The following is a 12,263-nucleotide window of genomic DNA, read 5'->3' on the forward strand; positions in this document are numbered from 1 at the left end:
ACCTCTTGACGGAATCGAGATATATCGTGTTACGCTCTCAATCACGATATATCTCGATCTGTGGAGGTCGGGATCCCCCAACTCAGGAGAACAGATATGACCGAGAAGTGGCTCATCGCCCCGGGGCAGGAGCGCGTGATCGACATCGAGCGCGCGTCGAAGCTCAAGATCGGACTCGTCGGCGGACAGGTCGACGTCATCGCGCACGACGAGCCGGGCATCCGGATCGAGGTGCACAACGTCACCGTCAAGGACCTGCGCGTCGAGTCCGACGGCACCCAGATCGAGATCGACCACCCGCAGATCGGCTGGGACAACTTCCTCGAGGTGTTCCGCAACTTCGGCGCGGGAGGCCCCAAGGCCGAGATCAGCGTCGCCGTCCCCCGGGACATCGCCCTCAACCTGGGCGTCGTGAGCGCGGGCGCCCTCGTCTCCGGCCTCACCGAGGACGCCCGTCTGAACACGGTCTCCGGCGACCTCATCGTGGACACCCACACCGGCGACCTGAACGTGAACACCGTCTCGGGCGACGTGCAGGTGCGAGGACTGGCGGGCACCGCCATGGCGAACACCGTCTCGGGCAGCGTCGCGCTGACCGGCGAGGTGCGCAAGGCCACGATCGACAGCGTCTCGGGCGCGATGCTCATCGACGCGACCGGTCCCGTCAACACGGTGTCGCTGAACAGCGTCTCCGGCGACGCCACCGTGCGCCTGGACGAGAACCTCGCCGCGAACTACGTGGCTCGCGCGCTGAGCGGCCGCATCATGATCGACGGCGTACCGCGCGGCTCCTCCGGGCCGTCCACGTTCACGGGCTCGCGCGGCGAGCTGTCCGGATCCTTCGCGGATGTGCGGGTGAACACGGTGTCGGGCGACATCACGGTGCTGCGCCGCGACGCCGCCGAGGCCCCGGTGTCGTTCACCTCCGACGGAGAGGACCTGCTGTGAGCCCCGCCGTCTTCTCCCACGGCGATCTGCGCCTGTACCTGCTCGCGCTGCTGGCCGAGTCGCCGCAGCACGGGTACGGCATCATCCAGGCGCTGACCGACCGCACCGGGGGCACGTACACGCCGAGCGCGGGCACTATCTACCCGCGCCTCGCGAAGCTCGAGGAGGAGGGCCTCGTCACCAAGACCGTCGACGGCCGCACCACGATCTACGCGATCACCGAGGCCGGCCGCGCCGAGCTCGCCTCCCGTGAGGGCGACCTGCAGGGCATCGAGGCCGGGCTCAACGACTCGGTGCGCCTCATCGCGAACGAGGTGCGCCAGAGCGTGCAGGAGGCCATGAAGAGCCTCCGCGCCGACCTGGCCGCCGCGGCTCGCGAGGAGCAGCAGGGCGCGTCGTCCTCGTCCTATCGCGAGGCCTCCGCCCGCGCCGACGAGCGGATCGCCAGCCGCGAGGAGCTGCGCCGGGCGGACGCCTCGATCAACGAGTTCCGTGCCAGGGTGCGCGCCGACCTGCGCACGCACGTCGCACGCGGCGGCACCGTGCCGTCGTCGCTCGTGTCGCAGCTGGACACGGCGCTCGACGACGCGGCGCGCGCCGTGACCTCGGCCCTGGCGGCGCTCACGCATTGACCCCTCGGCCCGGGTCCGGCCCGATCCCGCGCACTGACCCCGCGCACTGACCCCGGGCACTGACCCCGGGCACTGACCGCGAGACCGAACCTGCGTCCCGAGACCGAGGATAAGAACGTCGGTCTCGGGAACGAAGTTCGGTCTCGCGGTCGCCTGGGGGCACGATCGGCGCGGTCGGCGAGGCGGGTCGGCGAGTCGCGGTCGGCGAGTCGCGGGCGCCGAAAGCGGGTCAGGGAGTCGCGGCTACTCGGCCCAGGGATCCTTCTTGTCGTCGGCGATCGGCTCCTCGAGCGGGACCACCAGGATCGGCCGGGACTGGCGGTGGGAGAGTCGGGCTGCGACGGATCCGGTGAAGAACTCGCGGATCGACTCGCCGAGACCCCGGCTGCGGGTGCCGACCACGATCAGCTGCGCATCCAGCGCGCCGGCGAGGTGCTTGATCGCGAGCGCCGGATCGCCGACGAGTTGACGCGCGGTCCAGGTGAGCCCGGATCCGGCCAGCACCTTCTCGACCTCCCGACGCAGCTCGGCGAACTCCTCCGCGCCCGTGTCGATGTTCAGATCGATGGGCGCCGAGTGCACCATCCCGTCCGGATCCTCGAACGTCACGAACCGGGTGACGTCGACGTGCACGACGACCAGCGGCGCCTGGAGCAGACCGGCGTAGCGGATGGCCTCGGCGAGCACGCGCGGCGGCTGCCCCGGCCGGAGCGCCACGATCACGGCCTTCTGGAGCTGGGGATCCTGCAGCTCCTGATCCTCGGGAGTGGGGGCGTTGTCGCTCATCTCGTCGTTCCTCTCGGTGCGGCGGTGCCGGGGACCCGTCACGGCGAGGTGAGGTGGCCCGCGTGCTATCCTGGATGCTACTCTTACCGGCCGCGAGCCGGTGCCGGAAATAGACAGCGGGCCCCGTTTCGCCCACTGCTTACAGTAAGGGGGTCTCGCGCATGGGCCGTGGCCGTCAGAAGGCAAAGCACACCAAGATTGCCCGCGAACTCAAGGCGTACAGTCCGGATGTGAACTACTCCGCGCTGGAGCGCGAGCTGGGTCATCCTGAGACCGAAGACCAGTACGTCGACAAGTGGGCGGATCAGTACGCCGACGAAGACGAGGACGAGCTCGAAAAGGCCTGAGCCTCGTCGTCCGAAACCCCGCCCGAGTCCACTCGTGGCGGGGTTCGTCGTTGGACTACGCCGCGGTGCCGTCCGCGATGCCCCGGCCCTGGAGCAGGTCCTAAGCGCCCGTGCGGCCCTGCGAGGATGGAGACATGCCTCACGTCGTCGCGCTCTACCGTCACCCCGTCAAGGGGTTCACGCCCGAGAAGCTGCCCGCCCTCACGGTGCAGGCGGACGGGCGGATCGCCGGTGACCGCGTGCTCGCGTTCCGCTTCGCCGATGCGGCGGCTCCCGAGGAACGCGACGGGCTGGACCACTGGCCGAAGTCGAAAGGACTCGCGCTCGAGACCTTCCCCGGGCTCGCCGCACTGCAGCTGAGCTACGACGAGACGGCGCAGCGCATGCGGATCGACCATGCCGGGGCGACGCTCGTCGAGGCGGGCCTGGACGAGGAGGGCCGGGCCGAGCTCGTCGAGGCCGTGACCGCCTTCGTGCTCGACTCCCCGGACGGCAAGCGCCTGCAGCGGCCGGGGCAGCTGCCCCTGGCGCTCGTCGGGGACGGCGTGAGCTCGCGGTTCCAGGACCGAGGCCGGGGCTACGTCTCGGTGCACAGCGACGCGAGCGTCGCCGCACTCGGCGCCGCGCTCGCGCAGGAGGTCGACGACCGCCGGTTCCGCTCGAACGTCGTGATCGGCGGCGTCGACGCCTGGGACGAGCTGGACTGGCAGGGCGAGGTCGCGATCGGCAACGTGCACCTCGCCACCGCCGGGCCGATCGTGCGCTGCCTCGCGACCCACGCCAACCCTGACACCGGCGAGCGCGACGCGAGTGTGCTGAAGACGCTCACCGGCTCCCTCGGACAGGACGAGCCGACGCTCGGCCGGCTGCTGATCCTCCCCGGGGTCAGCGGCGCCGTGGGCGACGACGCGGGCGTCGGCGGCACGATCCGGGTGGGCGACGAGGTCAGCCTCGGCTGAGCCGGCCGCACCGTTCTCAGGATCGTTCCGCCCATCGCCCCTGTGCGCCCGTCGACACGACGCGGCCCAGCGAATCCGTCCTGAGAGCGGACGTGCCGAGTGCGGCGCTCAGCCCACCGCTGTCGCGCGCACGATGAGCGCCGTCTCGGGGTGGACGGAGGGCATGACGATGCCGATGCGCCCGAGGACCCGGCCGGTCAGCACCACCCCTTCCCCCTGCCAGGCCGCGAGGTTGCCCTTCAGCCCGCGAAGGCTGAGCGGCTCGATCTCCACCCGGTATCGCCGGTCGTCGTCGAGCCCCGGCAGCCGGAAGCGCCCGGCGCTGGCGGTCGCTCCGACGGCCAGCGCCGTGAACAGGTAGAGGGCGCGGCCGGCGTCCTCGGCGATCACGCCCTGCAGCGCGAACGCCGGGTCGGGCGTCTCCGCCCGCACCATCCGGCCGCTGTGCAGCAGCGCGCGCTCCCGCTTGTGCAGGGCGATCCAGCCCGCCAGCTGTGCGCGCTCGTCGTCGTCCCAGCCCCGGATGTCGGCCTCCACGCCCAGGTGCCCGAACAGCGCCACGGACGCGCGGAACGCGAGCGTGTGCGTGCGACCGGTGACATGCGACGGCGCCGAGGCGATATGCGCGCCGATCAGCTCGGGCGGGATCAGTTGCGCGGTCCACGCGTTGATCCGCTGCCGCTCGAGCGGGTCGTTGTCGTCGGATCCCCACACTCGATCGGTGCGCTCCAGCACACCCAGATCGACCCGGCCGCCCCCGGACGAGCAGGATTCGATCTCGAGCCCGGGGTGATGACTCTTGAGGTCGTCGACGAGACGGTAGAACGCCGCGGTCTGGCCGTGCACGCCGGGAGCGCGGCGCGGCCCAGAACCCGCCTCGACGAGATCCCGATTGTGGTCCCACTTGAGGTAGGCGATGTCGTACTCGTCGAGGAGGGCCAGCAGCGCATCGCGGATGTGGGCGTAGCAGTCGGGGTTCGCGAGGTCCAGCACCTGCTGATGGCGCCCCGTGAGAGGCCACTCCGAGCGGGCCGACATGATCCACTCGGGATGCGCGCGAGCGAGATCCGAGTCCGGGTTCACCATCTCCGGCTCGACCCAGAGCCCGAACTGCATGCCGAGACCGCGCACGTGATCGATGAGCGGGTGCAGCCCGTGCGGCCATACCTCGGCGGAGACGGTCCAGTCGCCGAGCCCCGCACGGTCGTTGCGACGGGCGCCGAACCAGCCGTCGTCGAGCACGAAGCGCTCGACGCCCACGGCGGCGGCCGCGTCTGCGAGCTCGATGAGGTCTTCCTCGTTCTGATCGAAGTAGACGGCCTCCCACACGTTGAGCGTGACCGGGCGGGCGGTACGGGGATGCTGCGGGCGGGCGCGCAGCATCCGGTGCGACTGCACGGCCAGCGCATCGAGGCCGCCCCCGTAGAACCCGTACAGCCACGGGGTCGCGTACTCCTCACCCGGCGCGAGGCGGCCCTCGCCCGGCAGCAGCAGCTCGCCGCCCGCGAGCACCTGCCGCCCCTCGGCGACCCTCTCGACCTGATGCACGTGGTTGCCGGACCAACCCACATGGATCCCCCACGCCTCCCCCGAGGAGAAGTCGAAGCCGTGGCGTCCCACGATCAGCGCCATCGCGGCGCCGAGCCCGGTGCGGCCGCGGCGATTCTCCCTGCGGTGAGCGCCGACGCCGAGCCGCCGGCGCTGTGGAACCCGCTCGACCGCCCAGCGGCCCGCGAAGTCCAGCGCCTCGTCCGCATCCAGGGGCACGGGCAGCGTCGGCATCAGGGACTCGAGCCGGTACACGTCGTCGCCCCTGTTGCGCACGGCGGCCCGGGTGCGGATCGCACCGGATCCGGTGAGCTCGATGTCGAGTGCGAGAGCCAGCCGCGCCTCGTCGTCCAGGGCGGTGACGCGTACCGAGGCCGGACCCGACGAGAGGATGAGGCGCCCGCCCGACGAAGGATCCGACGGGCCCTGACCTCCGACGGGAGCACCGTCGAGCGCGACGCCGGTCACCCGGAAGCGCGGTGACCAGTGCGCGCCGTCCCGGGATCCGCTGATGCCGGGGGTTCCGCTCCAGCCTCGGGAGAGCTCGGGGAGCACCGACACCGGCACGACCGCATCCACCTCGCTGCCCGCATCCGGGAACACGCCGGAGAGGGCGAGCGCCTCGAAGCCGGCGTCGTCGAGCGGACCGCAGGACGCGCCCCAATGCACGACCACGGGAAGCCCTCCGTCCCGGATGTCCAGGACCAGGGCGACGCCGCCCGTCTCCAGCACGATGCCGAGATCCACGGTTCCGGCGCTCGCCTCATGGCCGTCGAGAGTCAGTGACGACATGATTCCCCTTCCTGGGCGGTTCGAGTATTGTTTACGTTGCCATGCAAGGGACCAACGTGCAACGGATCAAGGACGGCGCGCCACGCGCCTCGATCAAGGACGTCGCCCAGCGTGCAGGTGTGTCGCCGCAGACCGTGTCGCGGGTCGCCAACGGGTACGTGCATGTGCGACCCGAGAAGCGCGAGAAGGTGCTCGCCGCGATGAAGGAGCTCGGCTACCGGCCGAACAGCGCGGCCCGCAACCTGAAGTCGGGCCGGTTCCGCAGTCTCGGGGTCGTCACCTTCAACATCACGACGCTGGGCAACGAGCGCACGCTCGAGGCCGTCGCGGAGGCGGGCGCGGCTGCGGGCTACACGACGACCCTGATCCCCGTGACGGATCCCACCCGCATCTCGGTGGCGGGCGCCTTCGGGCGCCTCGAGGAGCAGGCCGTCGACGGCATCATCCTGATCATGTCCGCCGAGTTCGGCTCGCCGGACGACTACGCCCTCACGGCAGGGCTTCCGCTGGTCATCGTCGATTCGACCGCGACGGCGGATCACACGCTCGTCGACACCGATCAGGAACAGGGCGCTCGCACCGCGATGCGGCACCTGCTCGACCTCGGGCATCGACGCATCGCCCACGTCGCCGGGCCGCTCAAGTCGTTCTCCGCGCATCGACGCGAGGACGCCTACGCGCGCGTCTGCCAGGAGCACGCCCTCGCCACCCCCGCCCGGCACCGCGGCGACTGGTCCGCGGCGTCGGGCTACGCCGCCGGCCGGGAGATCCTCGCCGAGGAGCCGCGACCCACTGCCGTCTTCGCCGCCAACGATCAGATGGCGCTGGGCGTGATGCGCGCCGCGCACGAGGCGGGCCTGCGCATTCCGCAGGACCTCAGTGTCATCGGCTTCGACGACAGCGACGACAGCGGCAGCTACTGGCCGCCGCTGACCACCATCCACCAGCATTTCGACGTCGTCGGCCAGCGTGCGACCGAACTGCTCATCGCGATGATCGACGGGGAGCCGCTGCCCGAGAACCCGCTGATCCCGACCCGGCTCGTGGTCCGCGACAGCACCGGCCCGGTGCCGGCTCAGGACTGACCGCACCTCAGAACTCGGTCGGGCCGAGCCGCGGCTCCGGAGCGAACCGGACCGTGGGTCGCTCCAGGCCGCGCAACTCGAGCACGAGGATCTCGTTGCCCTCCCCGCGCAGCAGCGGAGCCGGCACGTACAGGGTCTCCTGCGGCCCCCGCGCCGAGTAGCGGCCCAGCGCGAAGCCGTTGATCCAGACCGCGCCGGATCCCCACCCCCGCACGTCGAGGTGAAGATCACCTGATGCGTCCGCATCGAAGCTGCCGGCCAGCAGCACGGGCCCGCCGAGCGGGACCCCCCGCAGCACCGGCGTCCCGTGCGCCGCGAGCGCGGCGCGGACTCCGTCGGCCTCCAGCTCCAGGGGCGAGACGAGCCAGCCGTGCAGCTCCTCGCCGTCCAGGCGCACCGGGCCGATCACACCCTTGGCCTCGCCGATCCTGGGTCCGTAGTTCACGCCGCCCAGGTGCTCGACCAGGATCGACAGCTCCCCGCCCGAGGGCAGCGCGAGCACGCGGTCGTGCGCCTCACGATCGAGGATGCCGACCGCGCGACCGTCGAGCAGCACGTGCGCGCGGTCGCGCACCTCTGCCACGGTGAGCGCGCCACCGTGCGGGATCTCGATCGCGTAGCGCGAGTATCCGCGCGGCGACCCGAAGGCGGTGGCGGCGGGAGCCGTGTCGTGCGCGCTCCAGCGCTCGAGTCCGGCGTCCGCGAGCGCAACGGCGCGTTCCAGCGGCGCCTCCAGCACGCGCGAGGGCGAACGCGGGGCGGGACGGTCATCCGGCACCGGCGCGTGCGTCGCGATCACGTCGCGGAACCGCCAGTACTTCTCGGTGGGTGTCCCGTCCTCGGCGATCGGCGCGTCGTAGTCGTACGAGGTCGCGATCGGCCGGTAGACGCCCTTGTCGTTGGCGCCGGCCATGTACCCGAAGTTGGTGCCGCCGTGCACCATGTAGATGTTCACGCTCGCGCCCGCGGCGAGGATCGCCTCGAGCTCGGCCGCGCTGTCGGCCGCCGACGTCGTGTGGTGCGGCTCGCCCCAGCTGTCGAACCAGCCGCACCAGAATTCGGCGCACATGAGCGGCCCGCTCGGCTGATGCCGCCGCAGTGCCGCGAGCCTTTCGACCGCGCGCGACCCGAACGACGCCGTGCTGAGCAGCTCGGGCAGAGTGCCGTCGTCGAGCATCGCATCGGTCGGCTGATCGACCGTGGTCAGGGGCACGTCGATGCCCGCCGCCCTGGTCATCTCGGTGAGCGCGCGCAGATAGATCTTGTCGGATCCGTACGCGCCGTACTCGTTCTCGATCTGCACCAGGATCACGCCGCCGCCGTGCGTGAGCTGGCGCGGCCGGACGATGTCGTACACCGCACCCAGATACCGCTCGACCTCGGCGAGATAGCGCGGATCGCGCGAGCGCACGGCGATCGTGCCGTCCTCGATGAGCCACTCGGGAAGGCCGCCGTTGTGCCACTCGGCGCAGATGTAGGGGCCGGGTCGCACGATCGCGAACATGCCCTGGGCCTGGACCAGGTCGAGGAAGCGTCCGAGATCGAGGCCGTCTTCGGCGGCGAACGCCCCGCGCCGTGGTTCGTGCGCGTTCCAGGGCACGTAGGTCTCGATCGTGTTGAGGCCCATCTGCCGTGCGGTGCGCAGCCGGTCCTCCCACTGATCCGGATGGATGCGGAAGTAGTGCATGGCCCCGGAGATCACCTGGAACGGTGCTCCGTCGAGGAGGAAGTCGGTCTCGCCGATGGCGAAGGCGGGCATGAGGGCTCCGGGGTTCGTGAGGATCGGCGTCGGAGGACGCCGGACGGAAGGGGTGCGGGATCCGCTTCGGCGGACCCCGCACCCCGAGGGCGGATCCGGGTTACTTGTTGACCTGGAAGCCCTGCTGGTTGCCGTAGTCGACGAGCGTCTTCTGCCACTCCTTCAGCGCCGCGTTCAGATCGCCCTTGGCGCCGATGGCCTTGCCGACCGAGTCGCCGAAGACATTGTTCGCGTAGCCCTGGAAAGGCAGGTACTGCCAGCCCGTGATGACCGACTTCGCCGAGGCGGCGCCGACCTGGTTCGCCTTCTGGCCGTCCACGAAGGCGGGGAAGGTGCGGTTCGCCCATGCCTGGTCGTCGAACGTGGCGACGGTCGAGGGGAATCCGTTCTTGTTGACGAGGTCGCGCCCCTTGCCGTCGGCGAGGAACTGCAGCACGGCGGCGGCGAGGGCCTTGTTCTTGCTCTGGTCCGTGACGGAGATCCCGCTGCCGCCGTTCTCAGCGGAACCGGGAGTGCCGTCCCACGTCGGCATGGGCGCGACCTTCCACTTGTCCACGCCGTAGTCCTCGCCCATGTCGATCATCCACGAGCCCATCATCAGCGTGCCGAGCTTGTCCTGCGCGAGCGCCTTGGTCCACTCGTCGGACCAGGTGGCGAGCGGGGAGAGTTCGCCCTTCTGCAGCATGCCGCCCCACATGTCGGCGAACTTCTTGCTGCCGGTGTCCTGCAGGTCGATCGTGACCTTCTCCCCTTCGGTCTTGAACGGGTGCCCGCCCGAGGCCCAGATCATGCTGGTGAAGAAGCCGGCGTCGCCGCCGGTGGCGATGTAGGCGTCCGGGTTCGCCGCGTGCAGCTTCGCGCTGTCGGCGACGAACTCGTCCCAGGTCTTCGGCGCCTCGGTGATGCCGGCGGCGGCGTAGAGCTTCGTGTTGTAGATCATGACCATGGGGCCCGAGTCGAGCGGGATGCCGACGAGCTTGCCGCCGACGTTGACCGCGTTCCAGGTGGAGGCGGTGAACTTGTCCTTGTATCCGTCCAGGCCGTAGGGGGTCATGTCCGCGAGCGCACCGCTCATCGTGAGCTGCGGCATCGTCTGGTACTCCACCGGCACGATGTCCGGAGCACCGGATCCGGCCTTGACCGCGTTCTGCAGCTTGGTGACCGTCGCGTCGGGGTTGTCGAGCTTGACGACCTTGATCTTGACGTTCGGGTGCTCCTTGGTGAAAGCGTCCGCCCAGCCCTGGGTCGTGTCGCCCCAGGTCCACCAGGTCAGCTCGCCGCCCTTCTTCAGCGCGGCGTCGATGTCGGCCTTCGAGCCGCCGGAGGCGGCGTCGCTGCCGCTCTGACAGCCGGCGAGGGCGCCCATCATGAGCGAGGCGGCGCCGACGACGACGGCGGCGCGCATCCAGATGTTCTTCTTCACTGCGGGTTTCCTTTCGGGAGGTGATGCAGAGATCTTTCGTGCGTGGGATTCGTGATGCGGGGAAGGTGGATCGAGGCGCAGCTACTTGACGCTTCCGGCGGCGAGGCCGGACTGCCAGTACCGCTGCAGGTAGAGGAACGCGGCGGAGATGGGCAGCACCGTGAGCAGCGAGCCGGTGATGACCAGCTGCGGGATCGGCGCCGTTCCGATCGAGGCGGACGCGGACGCCCACTGACTGAGCCCCACCGTGAGCGGATACCACTCGGGGCTGGAGAGCATGATCAGCGGGAGGAAGTAGTTGTTCCAGGTCGCGACGACCGCGAACATCAGCACCGTGATGAATGCGGGGGCGAGCTGGCGCAGCGAGATCGAGAAGAAGATCCGCAGCTCCCCCGCGCCGTCCAGACGCGCGGCCTCGATGAGCTCGTCGGGGATCGCCTCGGCGGCGTAGACCCACACCAGGTACAGGCCGAACGCGCTCACCAGCGACGGGATGATCACCGCCGCAGGCGTGTTCGTCAGACCGAGCTTGCTGAACAGCAGGAACTGCGGCACCGCGAGCACGGATCCCGGGATGGCGAGCGCGCCGAGGATGATCGCGAACACGGCCTTGCGCCCGGGGAAGCGGTACTTCGCGAGGCCGTAGCCGGCGAGCGTGGCCAGCAGGGTGGCTCCGCCGGCCCCGACCACGACGTACAGCACGGTGTTCAGGAACCAGCGCAGGAAGATGCCGTCGTTGTAGGTGAAGGTGTCCGCGATGTTCGAGAACAGCGAGAAGGTCGGCCCGAACCACAGTCCCGGCGTCGTGTAGAGATCGGACTTCGACTTGGTCGCGTTGACCACCAGCCAGAACAGCGGCCCCAGGCTGTACAGCAGCATGAGGGTCATCACGATCATCAGCGTGATCGAGGTGCGGGTGCGACGCGGTGAGCTGCGCCGCGTGCGCCGGGCCGGGCGGTGCGCGATCCGTCCACTCGCGAGCCGGCTCGGACGCCGTCCGGTGACGACGGCCTCGGTGTCCATCGAGTCCGCGCTGTTCGAGGTCATGACGCTCATCACTTCTGCTCCTTCGAGCCCATGGACTGCGCGACGAAGGCGATGATCATCGTGATCACACCGGAGATGATCGCGATCGCGGCGGCGTAGTTGAACTGGGATCCGGCGAACGACAGGTTGAACGCGTACATGTTCGGCGTGAAGTAGCTGGAGATCGAGTTCGGCGCGATCTTCTGCAGCACGGCAGGCTCGTTGAACAGCTGGAAGCTGCCGATGATGGAGAAGATGGTCGCGACCACGATCGCGCCCCGGATGGCCGGCAGCTTGATGCTGAACACCGTGCGCAGCGCACCGGCGCCGTCGATCTCGGCCGCCTCGTACTGCTCCTGCGGCACCGCCTGCAGCGCGGAGAAGAAGATCAGCATGTTGTAGCCGACGAACTCCCAGGTGACGATGTTGCCGATCGCGGGGAGGATGAACGTCGCCGACAGCGGGGAGGGCACGACGTCGCCGAGCCAGCGGTTCAGGTCGGCGACGAGACCGAACTGGTCGCCGTACATGTAGCCCCAGATCATCACGGCGACGACGCCGGGCACCGCGTAGGGCAGGAAGATGCTGAGCCGGTAGAACGGCACGAAGCGCAGTCGCGCGCTGTCCAGTGCCAGGGCGGCGACGAGTGCGAGGATCAGCATGATCGGCACCTGCACCACGAGGAACAGCACGACACGGCCTGTGGCGTCCCAGAACTTCGGATCCACGATCGCCAATGCGTAGTTCTCGAAGCCGACGAAGTGCGTGCCTCCGATCAGGGAGTCGCGGAACAGGCTGAGATAGATCGCGTACAGCAGCGGCGCGATGAGCACCAGCGTGAACACGAGCATGAAAGGACCGACGAACCACCAGCCGGCCCAGGACCGCCGGGAGCTTCGGAGCCCCGTCATCGCCATCGACATCAAGTCACTTCCTCGTGATTGGTTGCGTTACCAAG

General features: G+C 69.7%; 11 protein-coding genes. 5 read left to right on the forward strand and 6 right to left on the reverse strand.

Features of this window, described 5'->3' with window-relative positions; all coding sequences use genetic code 11:
- Positions 1-96: 96 nt before the first annotated feature.
- Positions 97-948, forward strand: a complete 852-nt coding sequence (locus ACFWCK_RS05080; protein WP_233312481.1) for a DUF4097 family beta strand repeat-containing protein — start codon at positions 97-99, stop codon at positions 946-948.
- A complete protein-coding gene (locus tag ACFWCK_RS05085; protein ID WP_233312482.1) occupies positions 945-1,580 on the forward strand; it encodes a PadR family transcriptional regulator in 636 nt (211 codons plus the stop codon). Before ACFWCK_RS05080 ends, ACFWCK_RS05085 begins: the two co-directional genes overlap by 4 nt.
- A 243-nt stretch (positions 1,581-1,823) precedes the next feature.
- Here ACFWCK_RS05085 and ACFWCK_RS05090 read toward each other — a convergent pair whose 3' ends face one another.
- Complete coding sequence (locus ACFWCK_RS05090; protein WP_233312483.1) at positions 1,824-2,366, reverse strand: universal stress protein; 543 nt, start codon at positions 2,364-2,366, stop codon at positions 1,824-1,826.
- A gap of 161 nt (positions 2,367-2,527) precedes the next feature.
- On the opposite strand from ACFWCK_RS05090, the gene ACFWCK_RS05095 reads away from it, so the two are divergent.
- Together ACFWCK_RS05095 and ACFWCK_RS05100 are read left to right on the forward strand one after the other, a co-directional pair.
- On the forward strand, positions 2,528-2,713 hold the full coding sequence (locus tag ACFWCK_RS05095) for a DUF3073 domain-containing protein (RefSeq protein WP_233312484.1): 186 nt from the start codon (positions 2,528-2,530) through the stop codon (positions 2,711-2,713).
- 134 nt (positions 2,714-2,847) lie between these two features.
- Entirely contained in the window at positions 2,848-3,672 is an 825-nt protein-coding gene (locus tag ACFWCK_RS05100; RefSeq protein ID WP_378804862.1) for an MOSC domain-containing protein, read from the forward strand.
- 108 nt (positions 3,673-3,780) lie between these two features.
- On the opposite strand, the gene ACFWCK_RS05105 is transcribed toward ACFWCK_RS05100, so the two are convergent.
- The gene (locus tag ACFWCK_RS05105; protein ID WP_378804863.1) at positions 3,781-6,012 is read right to left on the reverse strand and encodes an alpha-galactosidase; all 2,232 of its coding nucleotides are present in this window, start codon (positions 6,010-6,012) and stop codon (positions 3,781-3,783) included.
- A gap of 41 nt (positions 6,013-6,053) precedes the next feature.
- On the opposite strand from ACFWCK_RS05105, the gene ACFWCK_RS05110 reads away from it, so the two are divergent.
- On the forward strand, positions 6,054-7,097 hold the full coding sequence (locus ACFWCK_RS05110) for a LacI family DNA-binding transcriptional regulator (protein ID WP_233312487.1): 1,044 nt from the start codon (positions 6,054-6,056) through the stop codon (positions 7,095-7,097).
- A gap of 7 nt (positions 7,098-7,104) precedes the next feature.
- Here the strand turns inward: ACFWCK_RS05110 and ACFWCK_RS05115 are convergent, their stop codons facing one another.
- The 4 genes from ACFWCK_RS05115 to ACFWCK_RS05130 all read right to left on the reverse strand — a co-directional run bounded on the left by ACFWCK_RS05115 (position 7,105) and on the right by ACFWCK_RS05130 (position 12,222).
- The gene (locus tag ACFWCK_RS05115) at positions 7,105-8,856 is read right to left on the reverse strand and encodes a beta-galactosidase family protein (protein WP_378804864.1); all 1,752 of its coding nucleotides are present in this window, start codon (positions 8,854-8,856) and stop codon (positions 7,105-7,107) included.
- 100 nt (positions 8,857-8,956) lie between these two features.
- Entirely contained in the window at positions 8,957-10,279 is a 1,323-nt protein-coding gene (locus ACFWCK_RS05120) for a sugar ABC transporter substrate-binding protein (RefSeq protein ID WP_233312489.1), read from the reverse strand.
- A gap of 81 nt (positions 10,280-10,360) precedes the next feature.
- A complete protein-coding gene (locus ACFWCK_RS05125; RefSeq protein WP_378805038.1) occupies positions 10,361-11,326 on the reverse strand; it encodes a carbohydrate ABC transporter permease in 966 nt (321 codons plus the stop codon).
- An 8-nt stretch (positions 11,327-11,334) separates the two neighbouring features.
- Positions 11,335-12,222 carry a carbohydrate ABC transporter permease gene (locus ACFWCK_RS05130; RefSeq protein ID WP_378805039.1) on the reverse strand — a complete coding sequence of 296 codons (888 nt, stop codon included), beginning with the start codon at positions 12,220-12,222 and terminating at the stop codon, positions 11,335-11,337.
- Between the last annotated feature and the right edge of the window lie 41 nt (positions 12,223-12,263).

It is taken from the genome of Microbacterium sp. NPDC060117, assembly GCF_042729315.1.
Classification (GTDB): Bacteria; Actinomycetota; Actinomycetes; order Actinomycetales; family Microbacteriaceae; genus Microbacterium.